The 21,579-nt window shown below is 39.0% G+C and carries 17 protein-coding genes; 3 read left to right on the top strand and 14 right to left on the bottom strand.

Features of this window, described 5'->3' with window-relative positions:
• The first annotated feature begins 132 nt into the window (after window positions 1-132).
• Window positions 133-990: a DegV family protein gene (locus tag PI85_RS10025; RefSeq protein ID WP_036123407.1), complete on the top strand. Its 858-nt coding sequence runs from the start codon at window positions 133-135 to the stop codon at window positions 988-990.
• A 102-nt stretch (window positions 991-1,092) separates the two neighbouring features.
• On the opposite strand, the gene PI85_RS10020 is transcribed toward PI85_RS10025, so the two are convergent.
• From PI85_RS10020 to PI85_RS09985, 8 genes are all read right to left on the bottom strand, one after another.
• A complete protein-coding gene (locus PI85_RS10020; protein WP_036127632.1) occupies window positions 1,093-2,559 on the bottom strand; it encodes an alpha-amylase family glycosyl hydrolase in 1,467 nt (488 codons plus the stop codon).
• 199 nt (window positions 2,560-2,758) lie between these two features.
• Window positions 2,759-3,127, bottom strand: a complete 369-nt coding sequence (locus tag PI85_RS10015) for a YisL family protein (RefSeq protein WP_012292941.1) — start codon at window positions 3,125-3,127, stop codon at window positions 2,759-2,761.
• 186 nt (window positions 3,128-3,313) lie between these two features.
• Entirely contained in the window at window positions 3,314-4,216 is a 903-nt protein-coding gene (locus PI85_RS10010) for a fumarylacetoacetate hydrolase family protein (RefSeq protein ID WP_025116790.1), read from the bottom strand.
• Between the two features lie 124 nt (window positions 4,217-4,340).
• On the bottom strand, window positions 4,341-5,507 hold the full coding sequence (locus PI85_RS10005) for a DUF418 domain-containing protein (protein ID WP_036123404.1): 1,167 nt from the start codon (window positions 5,505-5,507) through the stop codon (window positions 4,341-4,343).
• 83 nt (window positions 5,508-5,590) lie between these two features.
• Complete coding sequence (gene addA, locus PI85_RS10000) at window positions 5,591-9,307, bottom strand: helicase-exonuclease AddAB subunit AddA (protein WP_036123403.1); 3,717 nt, start codon at window positions 9,305-9,307, stop codon at window positions 5,591-5,593.
• Window position 9,308: 1 nt separating this feature from the next.
• Window positions 9,309-12,818 (bottom strand): helicase-exonuclease AddAB subunit AddB, encoded by a 3,510-nt coding sequence (addB, locus tag PI85_RS09995; RefSeq protein ID WP_036123401.1) that lies wholly within the window; start codon window positions 12,816-12,818, stop codon window positions 9,309-9,311.
• A 278-nt stretch (window positions 12,819-13,096) separates the two neighbouring features.
• Window positions 13,097-13,735, bottom strand: coding sequence for a TVP38/TMEM64 family protein (locus PI85_RS09990; RefSeq protein ID WP_081937056.1), 639 nt, complete (start codon window positions 13,733-13,735; stop codon window positions 13,097-13,099).
• Window positions 13,736-13,746: 11 nt separating this feature from the next.
• Complete coding sequence (locus PI85_RS09985; protein ID WP_008178780.1) at window positions 13,747-14,298, bottom strand: helix-turn-helix domain-containing protein; 552 nt, start codon at window positions 14,296-14,298, stop codon at window positions 13,747-13,749.
• A gap of 125 nt (window positions 14,299-14,423) precedes the next feature.
• Here PI85_RS09985 and PI85_RS09980 point away from each other — a divergent pair, with 125 nt between their 5' ends.
• Together PI85_RS09980 and PI85_RS09975 are read left to right on the top strand one after the other, a co-directional pair.
• Window positions 14,424-15,158 carry an AzlC family ABC transporter permease gene (locus PI85_RS09980; protein WP_036123399.1) on the top strand — a complete coding sequence of 245 codons (735 nt, stop codon included), beginning with the start codon at window positions 14,424-14,426 and terminating at the stop codon, window positions 15,156-15,158.
• Window positions 15,155-15,481 (top strand): AzlD domain-containing protein, encoded by a 327-nt coding sequence (locus tag PI85_RS09975; RefSeq protein WP_036123398.1) that lies wholly within the window; start codon window positions 15,155-15,157, stop codon window positions 15,479-15,481. Before PI85_RS09980 ends, PI85_RS09975 begins: the two co-directional genes overlap by 4 nt.
• A gap of 31 nt (window positions 15,482-15,512) precedes the next feature.
• On the opposite strand, the gene PI85_RS09970 is transcribed toward PI85_RS09975, so the two are convergent.
• The 6 genes from PI85_RS09970 to PI85_RS09945 all read right to left on the bottom strand — a co-directional run bounded on the left by PI85_RS09970 (window position 15,513) and on the right by PI85_RS09945 (window position 21,537).
• Complete coding sequence (locus PI85_RS09970) at window positions 15,513-15,734, bottom strand: DUF2198 family protein (protein WP_012292931.1); 222 nt, start codon at window positions 15,732-15,734, stop codon at window positions 15,513-15,515.
• Window positions 15,734-16,915 (bottom strand): PDZ domain-containing protein, encoded by a 1,182-nt coding sequence (locus PI85_RS09965; RefSeq protein ID WP_036123394.1) that lies wholly within the window; start codon window positions 16,913-16,915, stop codon window positions 15,734-15,736. The genes PI85_RS09970 and PI85_RS09965 overlap by 1 nt, the downstream gene beginning before the upstream one ends.
• 121 nt (window positions 16,916-17,036) lie before the next feature.
• Window positions 17,037-18,479, bottom strand: a complete 1,443-nt coding sequence (locus PI85_RS09960; RefSeq protein WP_036123391.1) for a S41 family peptidase — start codon at window positions 18,477-18,479, stop codon at window positions 17,037-17,039.
• Window positions 18,480-18,711: 232 nt separating this feature from the next.
• Window positions 18,712-19,305, bottom strand: a complete 594-nt coding sequence (locus PI85_RS09955; protein WP_036123387.1) for a redoxin domain-containing protein — start codon at window positions 19,303-19,305, stop codon at window positions 18,712-18,714.
• A gap of 2 nt (window positions 19,306-19,307) precedes the next feature.
• Window positions 19,308-19,937: a hypothetical protein gene (locus PI85_RS09950; protein WP_036123385.1), complete on the bottom strand. Its 630-nt coding sequence runs from the start codon at window positions 19,935-19,937 to the stop codon at window positions 19,308-19,310.
• Between the two features lie 289 nt (window positions 19,938-20,226).
• A complete protein-coding gene (locus PI85_RS09945) occupies window positions 20,227-21,537 on the bottom strand; it encodes a murein hydrolase activator EnvC (RefSeq protein ID WP_036123383.1) in 1,311 nt (436 codons plus the stop codon).
• Window positions 21,538-21,579: the final 42 nt, after the last annotated feature.

The following is a 21,579-nucleotide window of genomic DNA, read 5'->3' as shown; positions in this document are numbered from 1 at the left end:
GTTCAAGTTACCATACCATTTTTACCAGTTTAACTTTATTCAGTGGTACCCCTTCGGTTGATTTAAGTGAGTACCGACTGAATAAAGCTAAAAAGGCTTTAAAAAGTAAGTTGAAATTAGGGGGACAAGAGAATGAAGATTTTTACGGATAGTGGATGTGACCTACCAAAGTCTTACTATGAAGAAAATGATGTCGTGCTACTCCCTTTACGAGTGCAATTGAACAACAAAGAATATGAAGATGTCATTTCCATTGATTCCAAAGAGGTTTATGATGGAATTCGTCAAGGTGCCCAACCCAAAACATCTCAAGTATCGCCAGAGCTTTTTTTGAAGCACTTTGAAGAATTAGCTAAAAATGAAGAAGAAGGTATCTATATCGCCTTTTCATCAGAATTATCCGGCACATATAGTACTGCCCAAATGATTCGTAATCAAGTATTAGAACAATATCCTTCATTGAAGTTAGTCATTATCGACTCTAAATGTGCATCACTAGGACATGGTCTTGTTGTGGAAGAGGCTGTTCGGCTTAGAAATTTAGGTACCTCTTTTGAAGATGTAGCGTCTAGAATTAGCGCTTTCGCTCCTCAAATAGAGCATTTATTTACAGTTGAAGATTTGGACTACCTTGCTAAAGGTGGCCGTGTCTCAAAAGCGAGTGCCTTTTTAGGTGGCCTTCTAAGCATTAAACCTATTTTAAATGTAGAAGATGGCAAACTTGTACCGATAGAAAAATCACGTGGTCGTAAAAAAGCACTTAATCGTATGCTGGATTTAATGCAGGAGCGTGGAGGTAACTTCACGAATAAAATTGTTGGTATTAGTCATAGTGATGATATGGCCTTTGCCAATGAAGCAAAAGCATCCATTCAGGAGCGTTTTTCTCCACAGGCTGTTCAAATTACGATGATTGGCTCAGCCATCGGTTCACATGTGGGGCCAGGCACTATCGCGATTTTCTTCACGAATAAGAGCTATGAAGGCTAAACTATGATAGCTTGGAATTGCCCAGCTATTGGAGCATCCCTAAATAAAAAACAAAAATAGCATGCTAGGATGACTCCTAGCATGCTATTTTTTGCGTAGATATTAAGAAGCGTCTTGTTCTTGACGACGAACTTTTCCTCGTTTAATGATGATTACAACAAAGCCAATAAAGATGACCCAAACTAAACCAAGGGCAACCATATACGGCACATTTAGCCCCTCATCATTGCGAACCTGATAAATCTCTACCATTTCTCTGTCTAAAATGACTGGATACACTTGCTTTTCGTTTATACGAACTTTTTCCTCATGTAAAATCCCGTTTAGCATTTTCCCTTCACCAAGTTGTTCAGGTGTTAAGTCCACGCGCTGAGTTTTGCTCGTATTATTGACCATAATTACCCATTGTTCTTCATCCGAAGTACGTGTAAAGACAAGTAAACCATTTTCATTTGTAATGATGTTAAAATCACCATTTCGTAAAGTGGCAGACTGATTTCGTAAGGATTGAACATTTTTAATATAGTCAATTAATTCTTCATCTGTTTTAAAGTTATAAAGTTGATGTGTATCAGGCTTAGCTTCCCCGTTCATCGCAATTTCTGTACCATATTGGACTACTGGAGTTCCTGGCATCATAAATAAAGCACCCATAGCCATTTTTAAACGTGTAGGTGGGAACATGTTTTCATTCGCAGAATCGAATGTAAAACGGTGGGTTTCTAAAGAATCCACCATAATTTGCGTCGGCTTTTCTCCTGAAAACGGCTCTGTCAATTTAGATGAGTCCATATCAACATTCTTAAAGATATTGCGATAAATTTCTGCTGTCGCTGGTGAGAAGGTTGCATCAAAATCAGCCTCACTCGCTTCATTTGTTATGACATAAAGAGATGATTTTGTCTCTTTTAATGCCGCTATCATTTTATTGATAAAAGCCGTATCAGCATCTGAAATATGAGTTAATCGAATTCCACCAATATCATATGTAGAAACAAAATCGATTGCTGATTGAATAAGTGCTTCTTGCACATCTGTATTCGTTAAATCCCATTGAACTTGTCCATTATTCGTAGAAGCAATCCAGTCTGCTTTCGCAGCATCCTTTGCCCATTCATGATTAGGACTTACATCATTGAGTGGAAAATCCACCATTATAGACATATTTTTAGCTTTGTAAGCCTCTACAACACTTTGGAATTCTTCTGCAGTTCCAAAATGGCGTTCAATCGTAGAATAGCTTGTTAGCATGGATCCATCATATTTCTCTGTGGAATAAATAGGTCCAATGGAAACAATCGTATAGCCCATTTCACCGATAAATTTTAATTTATCTTGTAAACCTGTAAAATCCCCTCCTGCAAATTTCGAAGGGTCTTGCGTATTTGTATCAAAATCGTTTGCGCCCGAGCCATTAAAGAAACGGTCAACGAGTAAATCATAGATGCTCTCTTCTGCAATCGATGTTGTCGCTTTTTCATCCGCATGCGCTACGGGTGTAGCACTTACGAATGTAGTAGCTAGTAAAAGTGATGCAGCTGTCGCACTTATCCACTTCTTGAATTTCACTGTTATTCCCTCTCTTTCAAACCAATCCATCGTCATTTTACCAAATATCACTGTCACGTCGCTATCTTTTCAAAAGATTTTACGAAAATGCGGAAGGAATTACGGCAAAAAGGTGTCCGTTCCCTTCCATTTCAGTATGATCGCTGTTTTTAATAAAATAAAAGCCGCGAAGCAAATACTTCACGACTTTCACCAAATATTATGCTAAGAAATTTTGACCCATTGGTAGCTTGAAGCCTAGGAACAATGTAATCAATAAGAATACTGCAAATAAAATCCAAAACATGCCAGTTGGTTTATTTTTCTTTTGGCGTACTAAAACCATTTCCATCATACCAATTACAAGAATACCGCCTATGAATTTAAAGCCGTAAAGCATGCCCATGTTGTAATTCATGCCTTCAATGAATAATGCCCCACCTGTAATGATAATTAGTACATAAAATAGACGCAATGTCATATGTAAGCCTTTTGATTGCTTGCCCATTAGCGCAGCGATTAAAAAGATAACAATAGCTACTACCCAAGTAGTAATATGCAAATGCGTTTGGCTAGTTAAAAAACCCATGTTTGTCCCACCTCATTCATTTTTCTATCAAACTCTATCCTACCATGCGATGGAAAGGGTTTCAAACATTACAATAGTGTTCACATAATTTACACCATTTGTGACTTAGAAACTCCCTGAAAAGCAACCTACATGGTAAGTAATAAAAAAATCCGCGGAGTAAAGACTCACGCGGATTCCCAATTATTATTCAAAATGGTTGACTAAAGTACCGATGCCTTGAATAGATACTTTTACTGTATCTCCAGCCTTTAAGAATTGTGGCGGGTTCATGCCTTTTCCAACTCCAGCTGGTGTACCTGTTAAAATAACATCACCAGGCTCAAGTGTTACATGCTGAGATAGAATAGATACTAAAGTTTCAACTGAGAACATCATGTCCTTCGTCGAGCCATTTTGGCGCACTTCATCGTTTACCTTTGTGACCACTGTTAAGTCCTGAGGATTTGGAATTTCATCCTTTGTCACAAGATATGGCCCAAGCGGACAAGTGCCCTCCAAGCTTTTACCTAAGAAGAATTGTTTATGCTTCTCTTGTAAATCACGAGCTGTTATATCATTGGCAATTGTATAACCAAAAACATAATCATATGCTAAGTTTTTCGGAATGTTTTTACCACGTTTTCCAATGACAATCGCAAGCTCCCCTTCATAATCCATTTTCGATGAAAGGTCCGCGTGAATGGAAAGTGTTTGTCCATCTGCCGCAATAGCCGTTGGCGATTTTGTAAATACCATTAATTCCGTTGGTGCTGCTTCTGCACCCATTTCTTTGGCATGTTCATTATAATTTTTACCTATACACATAATATTTTTGGGTGTACGTGGAATGGGTGAAAGCCACTCGATTTCTGTAAATTCACGTTTAAAACTATTAGCACGATCTGATTTTTCAGCTGCTTCTACTAATTTACGAATCTGTTCAACAAAATCAAAGCCTAGAGCAATACCATCTACAATAGAACTTGAAAAAGAAGGGAGAACTTGAAGTTCATTTTGAATAGCGAGTACATCCCATACCGCTTCTTCTTTTTTTACTTTTGGTCCAAAGCTTACATGTCCACCTAATTTGAATGATAAAATTTTCATGATTGAAAGAGCTCCTTCTTTTTTCTACATGATACAACAATATGATAGAAATTGCCTCACTTTTGCGACAATAATTTTATAAGTTGTTATATCTTCATAAATTATGCATGTGAAGCGGAATATATTATCGCATTTCTACTTTATCCTTATACGTTAATTTACGCCATAAAGCCTCTAAAGGACCTTGCTTCCATTTTGTTAACCAAATTTCGGCGATGATCATTTGCACAACAATTATTCCAATGGCAATGAATACACCTGTTTCTACACTTACCTTCCCATACCAGCCAAAGCCAAATTGATAGAATAAACACGTGCCGATAATGGATTGCATAATATACATCGTTAACGACATCCGTCCAATTTTACCAAAAGGACTAAGTAGCTTAGGTACAATTGGCAACAGGCAAAGTAGCACTATGACCGCGACATAACCCACTGAAAGGATAGGGCCACCTATGTATACCTTTAAATAATCAAATAAATACGTCCGTGTAAACATAATGGGTAAACTTTTGATCATTATGCCTATAATCAACCCAGTAATCGCAAGTGCTAGCCATAGCCATTTTAATTCTTTCGCTCGCTCTACTAGTCGCCATTTTGATGCAGCTGCGCCTATTAACATATATGGTAAAATAGTAAACAATGCCGCAAACCACATTCCTATACCTGCTTGTGTCGATAAGTCTGTTAAGCGCTGCATAAAAGCATCTAGCCAGTTTCCAGTACCGTAAGCTGTAATCGCCTTCTCTACAGATACAATATCTAAATAGTCATCCACCTTCGTATTAAATTGCATAATCCCAATGACAAATAACATAAAAACTTGCATCAAACCGTTAATTATAAGTGCACTAACCACTAACCAAATAGGGCTTAAACGTAGTAAAAGCACTAAAAATACCCCACAAAATGCGTACATCATTAAAATATCGCCCCACCATATTAGCACGGCATGTATGAAACCAAAGGCAAATAATACAGAAAGTCTACGTAATCCTAGCGTATAGAAATTTTGCCCTCGACTTTGTGCTTTTTGCCACTGCATGGCAAGCCCATATCCAAATAGCATCGCAAACAGTGGGTAAAAGCTACTTTGTACATAAATATCTAAATTTTTCTGCCATACGATATCGGATGGTGTTGTAAACCAAGATGCTAAATCAATATGCGGCATTGGCAAATAAAAGGTATACATATTTACGAGCAAAATGCCTACTAAACTAATACCTCGTAAAATATCTAATGTTGCTAGTCGATCCTGCAACATTGTCGGTTTGAACTCCACAAAATAGCCTCCTCTTAAATAGCAGCTATGGTTGAAGCAGAGCAAGCAAAAAATTGCATCCTCCGCTTTTCCATAACAAAAACTTATGCCTGTACAGTTTGTTCATTATCGAATAAATACAGCACTTTATCGCTTACTTTAATTTGTAAAATGGACTCAATAGCCTCACTATAAACACGAAGCTGAACAGCATAACGCCCCATTATTTCTTTTGTCAGGGCGGGCTCCTTTGCAAAATGAGGCAAAATACGGTCTGTCTTATAATCTAGCAAGACCCAGTTGCCATATTCATCCTCAAACAAACAGTCGATAATCCCTTGGACGATTTGAGCATCCCCATCTTCATCTACTCTACTAATAGTAAATGGCATTTCTCTACGAATCTGTCTTGCCTGCTTAAAGCGTTGCCCAATTTCGGTATGAAAGAAATGAAAAACTTTCGCTATAGGGACCACTTTTCCTTCTGCCTCTGTCAGTAGCTGTTTTGCTACTAAATCTGCTACAAAGCCTTTTACAGCTTCAATATCATCAAAGCCAAACTGTGGAATATGCTGCATCACTGTATGGACAGCCGTTCCTATTTCGGCACCTGTTAGCTGTTGATCCTGTAAAAATGTTGGTCGTGGTGCAATAGAAGCTGACGTCCGCTTAGCTGGAGGCGCAAAATAATATTCTGGCTCCTCCTGACGCTGTAAGTTTTCTATACGTTTAATTTCACTAACCGATGTTTTAGAACGTTTTCTTGTTGACTTTTGATACGTATACTGCGCTTGAAAGCGTGTCGTTATTTCGAATAAAAGCGCCTCGTCCTCTTGTGTTGTAAGGAGTTGTTGTATGTCATCATCAAATGCCTGTATATCATACGAATAATGTCTCGTATCAACCGGCTGTATCCACCAATGGGATGGACTGTCCAATTCCTTATATGAAGTGGTAGCTTGAGAGGCAAAGTCACCATGCCTTGCCACGGCTGGACCAACCCAGTCTAGATAGCTATTTGCTCTAGCCCGCAAATATTCTTGAAGCGGAGCATCACTTGATATATTTTGCGCATCCTGCCAGTTGTCTCGCGTTTTCTCCCAATTTTTCACGGAACCAACTAAAATTAAACGCTCCTTAGCACGTGTCATGGCAACATATAAGACACGCATTTCCTCTGCACGCATTTCCAGCTCTTTCTTCTCTTTCAGCGCCAAAAACGGTAGTGAAGTATAAGTAATGCGATTTTCCGGGTCTATGGCCTTTACAGCTAGTCCAAAATCTTGGTCGAATAAATAAGGGTTATGAAAATCCATTTTATTAAACGGACGTCCCATCCCTGCCACAAATACTACAGGATATTCTAATCCTTTGGAGGAGTGAATGGTCACAAGGCGTACTACATCATCCTTTTCACCAATTGATTTAGCCGTACCTAAATCATCCCCACGTGTACGCATCCGATCAATAAAGCGTAAAAAGCGGAAAAGACCTCGAAAGGCTGTTTGCTCATACATTAATGCACGATCATGTAAAATCCGTAAATTGGCCTGACGCTGCTTACCGTTAGGCATGGCGCCAACCATTTCATAATAATGTGTATCTAAATAAATTTTCCAAATTAAATCTGATAGTGACCCACGACGTGCTAAATCCCGCCAATTTTCAAAAGCTAGCATAAAGCGTTGAAGTTTTTCAAACGTAGTTGTCTGTATCTCATGTCCTTCACTTCGGATAAATTGTCGTAGCGCATCATAGAAAGGTACCTTTGAATCAGCTAAGCGGATTTTAGCTAATTCATTTTCTGTTAAGCCAACAAACGGTGCACGCAGTACGGAAGCTAACGGGATGTCCTGATAAGGGTTATCTACTACCTTTAGGACATTTAACATAATCATGACTTCCAGTGCATCAAAATAGCCTTTGGACGACTCTGCATAGAGTGGAATACCTGCTAGCTTAAATTCCTCCACTAAATCTGTCGACCATGTCATAGAACGCATTAAAATAACAATATCACTATATTTCAACGGCCTTTCTGTCAGTGATTTCGTATCATAAACAGTTGTTCCATCTTCCATCATTTGTCGAATACGATCAATAATAAAACGTGCTTCATATTGTGACTTTTTTAATTCCTCTAGCTCAGCCGCTTCTTCCGTCTTATCCTCTTGCTCGTCCACTGCTTCCTCATCCTGTGGAGGGTGCATTACGACAAGCTCAACAGGTACTTCTTTTTCATCATAGGGCGCTGCGGGCTTTAATGACGCATTGTCATCATAAAGAATTTCGCCAACACGCTCACCCATAATTTGTGCAAAAATATAGTTCGTCGCGTTCAATACCTCTTTACGACTACGAAAGTTAGCATTTAAATCAATACGCATGCCCGTTACATCTGGCGTTTCCAAGAACTCACTATACTTCCTCATAAAGAGCTTAGGTTCAGCTAAGCGGAAACGATAAATACTTTGTTTGACGTCTCCCACCATAAACAGATTACCATCCTGTTCTTCCCCTGACTTGACAAGTTGTAAGATCGTTTCCTGTAGCATATTTGTATCCTGGTATTCATCCACAAGTACTTCTTTAAAGCGTTTTTTCAAATCAAGTGCTACGGGAGATGGCTGTAGCTCTCCATCTATCTCGACTGTTAAAATTTGCAGTGCATAATGCTCTAAATCTGAAAAATCAATAATACCCCGCTCTAATTTGGCAAGTCGGAATTGCTCACTAAAAATCGTCGTCAATTCCACTAATGTGCCAATGATTGGCGCCATTAAGCTTATTTCTTCTAGCAATCGTGCGGGGGTGCGAATAAAATAGGTTTCTTTCATTTTATTCATAATTTTTTTCGCTGCTTCTCGCTTTTTCTTTGCAAGCTCTTGTAGCTCCACGTCTACTAAAGCATCCTTGGATACTCGTTTTAATGTAGACCATTTAACGGTCCCAAAATAATCAAAGAGTTCCTGCCATGTACCTTCCTGACTTATTCGAATCCCTTCCTGAATCATAGCAAAATCAATTTCTGCCGTTTCAGCATAGGGGGCAGGTCCATCGGGTTGGAGGGTGATTGCTAGCATTTCTGAAATAAGGACAAAGGCTTCCTCCAAACTATGTCGAACAGTCAATTTAACATAGTGAGATAGCTCTAAATCATCAATCGTCACTTCCTCTGCTAATTCATAAGCTTTTGGTAAACTCCTTAGCCATCTTTGAGGCTCTGCGTGTACACGAGAAGTATCGTAAAGCTTACTAATCAGCGTTTCAATCGCTTGATCATCTCGATCCGACGTAAAGCTATCCACAAGTCGATAAATAGCTTGTACCTGTGTCTCTTCTTCAGAATCATAGGCTCCTTCTAGAACATCCGCCACTATATCATCTCTTAATAAAGCTACCTCTGCTTCATTAGCAATACGAAATCCAGGATCGATGTCGAGCATATAAGCATATTGTTTAACAATCGCTAAACAAAAAGAATGCAATGTTGATATTTGCGCCTTATTAATAAGACTCAGTTGTCTTCTTAAATGATTGGAAGTTGGATTTTCTACTATAGCCTTTTCTAGAGCTTCTGACATTCTATGGCGCATTTCAGCTGCTGAAGCATTCGTAAAAGTCACCACCAGTAGCTCATCTACATTAATGGGATTGTCAGTAGCAATAACTTTTTCAATCATACGATTAATCAGTACCGCTGTTTTCCCAGATCCCGCCGCAGCCGACACAAGTGTATCTTGCCCACTAGCGTAAATGGCCTTCCACTGATCGTCTGTCCAAGAGACATTCGCTGGCTTTATAGGAATTGTTTGGACCATGCTACTCTATCTCCTTCCGAATTTTATCAACAATTTCATTTGGTTTCGCTTGCATCAACTGACGATAGTTTTGTTTACCATCGGATGGATCAAATTGGCAAACCGCGGCAAATTGACAATAGTCACAGGCCGTTTTGGATTTTAATTTATACGGGCTGATGGCAGTATCACCAGACAAAATCCCATTCCCTGCCTCCTGATGCTTACGACGTACGAAATGCTGGAGTCTTTTCATATCATTTACAGGCACAATGCGTGATTGCGATTCAGAAGGTGTTCCATCTTTTTTCATATAAACAGGGATAATTTTTGAGTGTCCACTACTTTCCTCTAACTGCTCGTCCATCGATAAAATGGACTCAGCATTCTCAGACAGCAGACCCTTCATTTTATATTGCTTTAACCGGTCTTCTTCTATTTCACTATCCGTCATATCCTTATCTAGTTTTAACATAGGATTATGGACATGGACATACAGTACCCCAGCTGGTTCCGTTTCCCCTGGAAGCCAATAAGAGCTATTTTCCATTGCCACATCTAAATAAGTAAGTACCTGTAAAGACAATCCATAATAAACCTCATTTAAATCTAAATCTCGAGCTGATGATTTATAATCAACAATCCGTAAATAAGAACGGTCATCTATTGTGGCACTATCGATACGATCAATACGACCTCGCATAAACATTTTTTTACCACTAGTCAAATCAATCTCAAGAGGTGGAAGCTGTTCATGTTGTCCTGGGCCAAATGATGCCTCTATCGCAATTGGCTTAAAGTGTGACACATTCGCATGCTGTGTCAATGCCATCATCGTGCGCTCCACAATTCGAATAAGCTTCCGCTGAATATAGCGATAACGCGCACTAGATAATAAAATTTGATGGGAGAAGACAGGAACAATTTGCTCTACTGCTTGACGTGCCAACTGTTTAATTTGCTGTTTTGTTAAACGAATCCAAGATAGCTGCAGTCGGTGAGTTTCCTCTGTTATCCACTTTAATGCCTCATGGAATAGATCACCCATTGCAAAGGTTTCTAATCGGTACTCCGCACGTTCCTCTAAACGTAGACCATACGTTGTGAAATGAGAAAATGGACATCTAAAATATTTCTCTATTCGAGATACACTAGATGTGAGTTTTTTCCCGTATAGCTCTTGAGTTATATAGGTTTCCAATGGCTGTGCTTCATTTTTATGAGTAATCGGATAATGTACTCGATCAAAGATAAGTGCCCAGTAAGGGTCCTGCTGATAAAACTTTTGTAGCGCCAGCCATTCAGGTGCCAGTTCACGGCTATGCTCTGCCTGACGTAGTTGCACCATTAAATGGGCTAATGCTGTTCGTGGATGGCGTAAATACGGTAAAGCATTTCCATCTAATAATTCTATTGGATCCATTACAACCCGCTCCGCTTGAATCCCACTTAACAGACCAGCTGTTTGATCATTTCCGATGAATTTTTTTATATAAAGAGACGATAACAGTGCCTTTCCTTCTTCATCTGCTGTAGGATACGTCAAATAAAGCTTATCTGACGGTGTTGTGGCAGCACGATAAAATAAGAAATTCTCCTGTAATAAACGGTTAGAGGAGGTTGGTGCAAGCTCATAACCAATTTGACCAAACCATTCACGCTCTGTATCTGACAATAAACCTTCATATTCCATTCGAGTTGGATATACACCATCATTCATTCCTAAAACGAAGGCCGCTTTAATATTGGATAAACGAGCTAAATCAACCGTCGCTACCATAACCTCATCTAATGTTGGTGGAATGCGAGAAAATTCAAGTGTATCAAAGCCTTCATCAAGAATTTTAGCCGCTTCCTCCACTGACATCTCCTGTTCGCCAAACATATAGACAAATTGATCCAATACATTGATCCATTCATTCCACGCTTGCTCATGTTCACTCGCTGCTAGTGCATCCCCCCGCTCAAGCTCACGATCCTTCATAGCTTGAAGCTTCTCATATACTTGTAATGACTCTACTAGCTCAAATAAAGCAGTGGCAACAGCCTTACCCGTTGGCGCCATACTCAGTTTGTCTTGAAACTCCTTTAAAGGCTGACGAATTTCGTCACGAATTGCCTCAATTTCTGCTTGCATCGCACGTTCTTCATCTGTTTGTACACGGGAATGGAACTCAAGCCCACGATACTTTTTATAAAACCAACGAGCCTCTTCAAACCAACGTTCGCCATAGATTCCTTGTGCTAAGCAATAGTTTTCCAATCGATCAGCTCGCTCACGCCAAATAGTTAGCTCTGCTTGTAAGGGGAAAAACAAATCTGTTTTTACACTTCGAAATACAGGTTCATACTTCCAATTAGACGTCATGATTTCTAATGCCGAGCGACTAAGCTCAATCAGAGGATGATGGAGCATTGTTTTTTTAGTATTTGTAAAAATAGGAATTTCATATTGTTGAAAAATACTTGTAATCAATGGGTCATAAAGTTCTGCTTGTCGATATAAAAGTACAATGTCTTGATAACGATAGCCATCTTCTCTTGTTAACTTTGTTATTTCCCGGGCAATCGCGTGAACCTCCGCTCGACGATTCGATGCTTCAAACACCATTACATCTCCAGAAGTTTTTTTCGTTTGCGGCACCATATTAGCAAAATTTGCTTCCACATGTTTTAAATCTTCAGATTGGAATCTTTGAGTATAATAAAAATGTAAAGGTGCCTCGACGTCTATGCCCTCTTCATTTGCAATATCATGTAGTCGCTGATTCGTTAACGCTGCTTCATGAAAAAGAGCCTGTTCATCAAAAGCTTCGTCTATATGATCAAATGGAAGAACGACGGTTACCTGTTTAGTTACCTTAAGCAATTCTCGTACCAGCTCTAACTCTCGCACTGTGAAGGCTGTGAATCCATCAATATAAATGGTTGCTTGCTTCATTGTTTCGGCATACTTCAATTGCTCCGTTAATATCGGATAATAGCCCTCACTATCGACATATGTCGTACCAAGTCGTTCTTCTAATGCCTGCAAAACGACATGTAAATCATTCGTTTTGGCTTGTAAGGTATTTGGCGCGTCAATCGCCTTTAAGGATTCTGTTACCTCAGCTAAAACAGAGCTATTGACACTATATCGACTAAATTCCTTTAAAAGTGTTTCAATTTCCTCCGTAAAACCACGTTTTCCGGCAGCTTGTCTAAATAAGGAGAACTCACTTTTTTGTTCCTCCAAAAGTTTACGAATCAGCATTCGATAACCATAGCCATTCACTTCTTTACGAGCAATACCACCTGTCTCCTGTAAAACGAGCCATGCTAAACGCTTAAACGTCATCACTTGCGCACGAATCAAGCCCTGCAAACCATGCTTATTCGTTAGCTCATATTCCGTAGAATAAGACATCTGGTCAGGAACAATGACAAAAATAGGTTGACCGAGTGGATCAGTCTTTAGCTGTTCAACAATTTCTTGATGAATAAATACGGATTTCCCTGTTCCCGAGCGTCCCGAAACAATTCGCAATGTCATATCGTTTCCCCTCCTCTATAAATTACTGTCTAACTATTTTGATTGCGCGTTAGCATCCATTCACTAATATATATATAGATTATTTTTTATCATTTCTTCATTTAACCTAATTCCATTGTCAGAGTGATTACGCTATAAACATCAATGATCATCTATCTTAAATTCTATCGAAAATAACTAGCAAATACTATCTATCAACCTTCGATAGACAATAAAAACCAATGATTCATTTCACAAAAAAACAGCCTCTTCAACAAATCAAAGAGGCTACAACTATTTTATCTTGCATGGTGATCCTGATTTTTCGTCAAATTTCGCGCGTGTTTTAAATCTCTTTCTACACGAGCATTCAAACGCTTCTCAATTAGCTTACCAATAAACCATAAAATAACAATTGCAACAGCCGCAATTATTAATTTCACAGGGCTTGTTAGTAACGATTTTAAATCATATCCCAATACACTCATACCTAAAATCATCACGAATTTTCCCGCTAGTAAAACGACCAAGTAAAACTTTTTATGAATATGGGATAAGCCCGCCACAATATTCACGATGACAGAAGGTGTAAAAGGGAAACATAGGAGGACAAAAAGAGGGCTTATGCCATTCATATCCACCCACTTAATAAGTTTCTGTACTTTTTTACTGCCAGTTATAAATCGCAGCCTTGGATGTTTTCCAAAATGTCGAACAAGCAAAAATACCACGTATGATCCAGCCGCAGAACCCAACCAAGATAATAAAAATCCAAGCCATAAACCAAATGCACTTGCATTAGCTACAACGAACACCACTAATGGTAGGAATGGTAAAAACGCTTCTAGAAAAGGGAGCAGTAAACCAATGACGGGGCCGAGTGTTCGATACTGCGCCGCAACAAGTTCAATATTTTCTACTGTAAACCATTCTTTCACTATCGACACCTCTATTTATACTGTAAAATTAAATGAAAAATTGTTAACCCTTCAGATGTATTTCGATATTCATGGGGTTGATGCCCCGAGAATACTAGTGTATCCCCTTCATCCAGTAATTCATGCATATCTCCAGCAGAAATAGCAGCTTGTCCTTTGATAATCATGACAGTTTCCTCTACCCCTTCTGTGTGGGCTTCACTCCTACTAATGGCTCCAGGCTCCATCTCAACCTTGTAGAATTCCCAACCTCGTTCAGGATTATACGGAATAATGGAATAGACACGATAGCGTCCCTCATCCTCATCTACATGTGGGACATCCTTACCGCTGTAACGCATGAAATGAGCTGTTGGCGGCTGTAATAAAGAAGAAAATGAAATACGCATTCCTGCAGCTATTTTCCAAATGGTTGATACAGTAGGATTCGCTTCTCCCTTTTCTATTTGAGCGAGTTGCGCTTTACTAACGCCCGTCGCTTTGGCAACATCATCTAAGCTTAAATGACGTTGTTGTCTAATTTTCTTTAATTGAAAGGCTAAATTTCTGCTCATTTGTTCCATTTTTAATCACCAATTTTCTATTGTTTATTTTATCAGACATATGTATACTTTAATAAACATCAAGAACTATCAAACTATTCCATCAACAGTATACATGGAAATTTTTAAGAAAGGATGACCTATTTATGACAAGTACAACAGAGCTTCATCATGAACCGGCAACAAACTCTCCCAACGATAGCTTTATACAGGGCGTGAAGGATTGTGTACCTACTTTACTCGGTTATATTAGTATAGGACTTGCATTCGGTGTTGTAGGTTCCGCTTCAGGACTATCAGTACTGGAAATCGCCCTTTTAACCATATTGATTTACGCAGGCTCTGCACAATTTATTTTTTGTGCACTACTTTTAACAAGTAGTCCTGCTTCTGCTATCATTGTAACCATTTTTGTCGTCAATTTACGCCATTTATTAATGAGTTTAACATTAGCACCTCACTTTACGCGTTATTCCATGCTTAGAAATGTAGGCTTCGGTACTTTATTGACAGATGAAACCTTTGGCGTGGCTGTGACCAAGCAAATGCAAACCGGTAAATTATACGGTAAATGGATGGATGGGCTTAACTTAACAGCGTATATTTTTTGGATTTTATCTTGTGTCACGGGTGCCTTCTTAGGGCAATGGGTGGCAAATCCTGAACAATGGGGACTAGATTTCGCCTTAGTCGCTATGTTTGTCGCTCTTTTAGTTTTACAATTGAGTAGTGTCGGCAAAAGTAAAATCATGCATTATATTAAGTTAATCGGCTATATGGCTGTTATTATGTATGGTCTTTCTTATATAGTACCTTCACATGTGGCTGTTTTGCTAGCAACGGTGATCGTAGCAACTATTGGGGTGGTGACTGACAAATGACAACAACTGCTTATATGGTATGGCTGATTATAGGCTGTGCGCTTGTCACATGGCTACCACGTGTCATTCCATTTATTTTTGTACGCAGTGTCACACTCCCAGATGTGGTCCTAAAGTGGCTTAGTTTTATTCCTGTTTGTATTTTAAGTGCTCTTGTCATCGAAAATTTAATCGATACCGAAAGCGGCAAAGTTGTGACTCTTGATTGGCCAGTCTTTATTACATTTGTGCCAACGCTAGTTATTGCGCTTATTACAAAAAGTTTATCTATTACTGTCGTTGCAGGAGTTATCATAATGGCAGCTGTGCGATTTTTCATGTAAAAAGGTCAGTCCCCACGAGGACTGACCTTTTTTATTTCTTCATTTTACTTGCTAACCAAAAGCCCACTGTTAATGAAAATGCATCTATAACGAAAATAATTGGTGGGGATGTATATCCTGCATATACTGATGCAGCAATAAGCGCAATTGCCAATAATAGAGCAACATAGCGATTAAACGTAATTCTTGTGAACAATAGCACCAATAAAGCAGGTATGAAGAGCGCCAACATCATTTTCCCAAAAACGTCCATTATATATCCCTCGGCTCAGCAAGTAGTAATCCAATTCGGTAATGATCATTACTATAAATGACATGCTGCGTTAAACGAATTTCATTGTTTCGATCTAGCACTTCAAGACGACAATGAGCGGCATTCAATTGTAATGCCTCGTATAATTCATTTTCTGTAAAAATAGAAACACCATTTACTTTCCGAATACATTCCCCTGCAAGTAAGCCCATTTTCTCAGCTGGCGAATCAGGAAACACTGCTGCAATAATTGCACCCTTTGTGCTAGGTGCTACCGCATAATGATCTGTTTTATCCTGCTGAGCATAATAGATGGAGATGATGATACGGATAATAGCTCCCGACCCAAGCGTCATATAACCGATCATTGGTTCAAGATATGCAGCCAGCCCCCCTATTAAAATAAGCTGTCCAAGTATAACTACAGAACGCCCAATTTTAGGAAATACTAGGGCAGGTAAATCCCTTCTGATCAGCTTCGAAAAGCCAATTACGAGTGGGAAAAGGACCAGTGCAAAGCTAGTATCCCCTATCGTAAACTGTGGCCAGTACGGGAATACAGCAGAAATCGCATCACCAGGCATAACAAAGAAAATAGGCAGTACCCAAACATTTCTTGAACGGTAGACAATCGCCTGCATACCTCGTTTTGTTTTTTCCACGCAAGGTGTTGTGACCTTCATTGCTGCACGTCGAATTAAAAGACCTTCAGCAATAACACAAAGACCTACAAGAATAGAAATGGTAACGATAGCCCCATTCTCTAAATCGACACCTGCTAAGGAAATGTTCCACCAAGTAAAGGACCAGTTGTAGTAAGACATAGCCCATATTGCTAGCGTTGCTATACCCATTGTTAAAATAGGTGACATAGCATTCAGGAAATACAATACGAGCCCTACTACCGAGACCGCTATTACAATGATTAAAAAAGCTTTTGGAACGGTAAGCCCTGCCGCCACACTTATTAGCGAAATAAGCAATGCATAAAGCCATCCATCTTTCCATTGTCCGACTAACTCTGTCCAGCCCCAAATAATCCGTCTATTAAAATATTTACGCTCCTGCTTTACGCGACGATAACCTAATAAAATAGCAAATATGATGGCTACATACAGTAATGGGTTGAGTAAAAAGCGGCCAATCGCTGTTACAATTTCTAATAATATATCACTAACCATACGAACACCCGCCGTTTCTATCTTGAATACTATGAATTTATTGTATCAAACGACTACACTCTTGCGTAGTACAAACTCATAGAAAGCTCTGTATTATGGTATTTTTGTTCTACTAGCGAGTTTATTGTTCAATTGCATGTAGTAAAAAACTAGTTGCCATTTGGAATTGTTGGTCGTTTTGACGGTCTACTTTATAATTTTTTAATGTTTCATTCAAGCTATTAAAGAAGGTCGTATCCATATAAAATTCATCTTCTGCTAGTTTTAATTTTTTCTGTTTTCGATAAAGGTTAACCGCTTCAGCCGTTGTATCATCCATATAACCATCTAAGCGATCAATCTGATAGCCAAGTTTCTGTAAGGCGTTTTGAGAATAAGAAATTTCCTCGCTCATATCGCCCACTTTAAACTTTCCTGTCAGTGGATGTAATTGGAAAGCGAATAATTCATTTTGCTCGATTACTAAGCTTGCCTCGATGCCTTGCCCATGAATCCATTCACGTTTTGGTGTTAACCATTTATTCGTGGATAATTTAAGCTCTCCGCCATTCGAAAGCTCCCAGGATTCCTGTACAGTTCCTTTCCCAAAGCTCTTCACCCCAACAAGAGAAGCACGCCCCCAGCTTTTTAAGGCTCCGCTCAATACTTCACTTGCAGAAGCACTACCTTGATTTTGTAAAACAACAATCGGAATTTTGTTCATTTTTTCTAAATATTTTTCATCGATACCTTTTGTTTGTGTTTTTAATGGTTCCATAGCACCTTCAGCATTTTGCATATATGCAAATACCTTGCCACTATCTAATACTGTGCTTAGTAGCGCTGCGACGCTATGTAAATACCCCCCTGGATTATCGCGAACATCAATAACAATTCCTTCAACATCTTTCCGAAGTAATTTACTTGTTTCAGCAACCCATTCATTTGCCGTCTTCTCACCAAACAGAGAAATCGAAACATAGCCAATTGCTGTATCCTCTACTTTTACAACTTCACTTGAGACAGTCTTGTTAGAGATCGCAGCCCGTTCCATTGTCATCTTAATATGCTTATCCTCACTTGGACGGTAAACAACAATGGTAACCTTCGTCCCCTTCTCCCCTTGAATTAAATGCATTAATTCGCTCATCGTTTTACCATCTACACGAACGCCGTCAACTTGTACAATTTCATCGAGTGAACGCATTCCAGCCTTCTCTGCTGGTGATGAACGAACAGGGGAAACTACGATAAATTTCCCTTTATTTTCTGAGAGTTCAATCCCTATACCTACTCTTTCTTCAGCTAGCATTTGTCGATGTTGCTCAGCCTCTTCCTTGGAATAATAAGTGCTGTAAGGGTCCTTAATGGCATCTGCCATACCACGAAGGGCTCCTTCCACCAAAGCATCTTTTTTTGTACTGTACACTGATTTTTCTTCAATGAGGGTTATGGCCTCACCAATTGTGTCAACCTCCGTAACAGGCTCCTTTTTATCACCAATATTAAACCAATCAAAGTAAATTCCACTGCCTACCACTAAACTACTAAGTAGGACACCGACACCGGCCGTTAATTTGCGCAAATCTTCCCTCCTCCGTCTCTTTTACTGTATGACACTATTTTTTCAAACATACAAGATTAGTTTTCAAAATTATGATTTGAGGAGATACTTTCTCTCACTTTGCGAGCAATCGGCATTACTCTGTGGAAATGTGGAAAACTTCTCTGCACGATGAGATTCCCCATCACAGTGTCACCGTAAAATAAAAAATCTGCTCGTTTCTATAATAGAAACTGAACAGATTTTTTATGAATTAATCTAATGCATCTACATATTCTTTTAACATATCCACGTCCATTGGTCCTTTAATGGCACGTTGAATATAGCCGTTAGAATCAATAAAATAAGTTGTCGGAATGGTGATAATTTGGTAGTCTGCACCTACTGAATTATCAGGGTCTGAATCCAATAATATTGGGAATGTTAGTTCAAAGCTATCTCTAAAAGTCATCACCGTATCCACTTTCGCATCCGCTGTCACATCACGCTCTGCTGTTGTTAAATTGACAGCTACGATTTCAACATTTTTCTCTTTGCCATACTCATCATAGAAGCTTTGCATATGGGGCATTTCTGCCTTACATGGTGGACACCATGTCGCCCAAAAATTCAATACAACCTTCTTTCCACGAAGATCACTTAATGTAATATCTTCCCCATCTAAGCTTGTTAATGTAAAATCAGGCGGTGTATCTCCATTGCCTAAACCAATTTCTCGCTCCCCTATATCCTTGCCAAGAGCAGATTTTTCTATGGCTCGGTCTTCATTAATTTGCTGTTTTACATATGTACCAATCATCGCAACTACTAGAAGCACGACAATCAGTAGTCCAATATTTTTTTTCATTCTTACCCTCCCACTTTGATTCGGTCTCCTTGTTCTAAAACAATACCAAGACAAAGCAATAATAAACTCATACCTACAGCTGTTTGCTCTATACCAAGTGGCTGGAAGAAGGCTACAATGATTACACCGGCTGTATACAGTATTAAGCCTCGTTTTACTCCCTGCATTTTCCATAGTATGAAGATGGTCAATACACTTAGTACCATTAGTGTAGTAACTTCACTCGTTGTAGAGTTGTCGTTGAACAGCACTACAAGCCATTGATAAATGGATTGAGTTAAGATGATTGCCCAGCTATACGCCATTATATGATGGCCTTGTAACGAGAGCTTATGTCGCTTCCGCCATACTTGCAAAGATGCAGCGATGGCGCCAAGAAAAACACCAACTGTACCTCCATTGAAATAAAGTAAGGAGATAGGCTGCGCCACCACCGATTTAAAGTCAGTGACAAGCAAGCTAAATTTCCACACAAGAATAAATGTAAAGGCTGCATCACTATAAGCCTCAGACCACTTTTTTGAAAATTGTAAGCGCAGAATAAGCCAAACTATGAAAAATGTAGTAAGTAGAGCAATTGCAGTTGCTGGTAAAGTTAGCGCTCGGATGGAGTACCAATTTGTATTGATCACTCTCTAATCCACCTCCGAAAGATATATACAGCATAGCATAGAACTTTTCAACATAAGCCAATTTCACACTGTGTTCAGAAAATCTTAAGAAATATACCCCACTACGTATATATTCATCATAACATTAAATAGAATCTGATCATAGGAAAAGGGAGGAGCTTCGTTAGTTCATCATGTCCTAACAATATTGCTGTCTATCCAAATAGTTACGGTTAGCTAGTAAGACCTTCATAATGCTGAACGACAAAAAAAGCTACACACTAGATTGCTCTAATGTATAGCTAATAGTTTACAATGGAATATATTTTAGCGGGTTTACACTACCAACTGCTTGTCCTCTCCAAGGTCCAATATGCACTTCGAAGTGTAAGTGTGGACCAGTAGAACGACCAGTGCTACCCATTGCAGCAATTTGCTGACCTTGCGTTACTTCTTGTCCTACACTCACATTAAATGAATTTAAATGTGCATATACAGTTGTATAAATTTGCCCATCCACCGAATGCGTCAGAATGACAACATTTCCATATGAACTTAGTGGTGCAGCGTAAGCAACTACTCCATCCGCTGCTGCCCAAATTGGTGTCCCTGTTGAATTGGCGAGATCCACACCATAATGGAATTCAGGGCCTGCCCCAAGGTTCCGCCATCCATAAGGTGATGTTAAACGACCATTCGTTGGTTTTATCCATGTGCCGTTCGATTGTGGGGCATTAACTGTACCACTTGATGAGCCTCCACCGCCATTGTTGGCAGCTGCTGCAGCCGCTGCAGCTGCGGCTGCTTTACGTTTCGCTTCTTGCTGACGAGCAATTTCAGCTAAACGTTTTTGTTCAGAAATAATTTGATCCTGTAATTCTTGGCTTACTTCCAAAGCCTCTGAATATTCTTTTTCAAGTAAGACTTTTTCTGATTTTAGCTTTTCTTGCTCTTTTTCTAATTGGTCAACTAATTTATTTTTCTCAGTCTTTTGGCTATTTAAGGAAGCCTTTAATCGTTCAAGCTCCGCTCGTTGACCTTCCAACTTTTTACGTTTTTCTTCTACAATTTGCTTTTGTTCTTCTAATTTTTGCTTATCATCTTTTTGATCTTGAATAATTTGACGATCCGCTTCCATTAAAGCATTGACCGCAGAGAATCGATCAATAAAGTCTACAAAACTATTAGAACCTAATAATACGTCTAAATAGCTAACAGAGCCTCCTGCTTGAATTGCTCGAGCCCGCTCTTGTAATAAAACATCGCGCTCTTCAATTTTATGCAATAGTTCTTTAATAGACTCTTCAAGTTTTTTTATTTCTTCATTCGTTGCTTGAATTTCGGCTTGTACTTTTTTTATATCACTATTTGTTTTGTCGATTTCAGCGTTTAATGCTTGAATTTGATCTATGATTTTTTGTTGTTTTTCTTGATTCGCTGTAATGGCATTTGATTTGTTTGAAATGGATGAATTTAATTCATTTTTCTTTGTTTCAATTTGCTTTTTCTCTTCTTTTAAATCCGATAAACTTGTTGCAAACGCTGATGGAGTTTGGATAAAAAGAATTAGAGCAGATGCTACTGCAAGTGTTTTCAATGTGTTTTTCGCCTTACTTTTCACCGATTGAACTCCCCTTCGACTATTCATTTTCCCACTCACAAA

The organism is Lysinibacillus sp. A1 (genome assembly GCF_000801965.1).
Lineage (GTDB): Bacteria > Bacillota > Bacilli > Bacillales_A > Planococcaceae > Lysinibacillus > Lysinibacillus fusiformis.
Note: the sequence above shows the minus strand (reverse complement) of the source record. Positions and strands in the feature narration are given on the sequence as shown.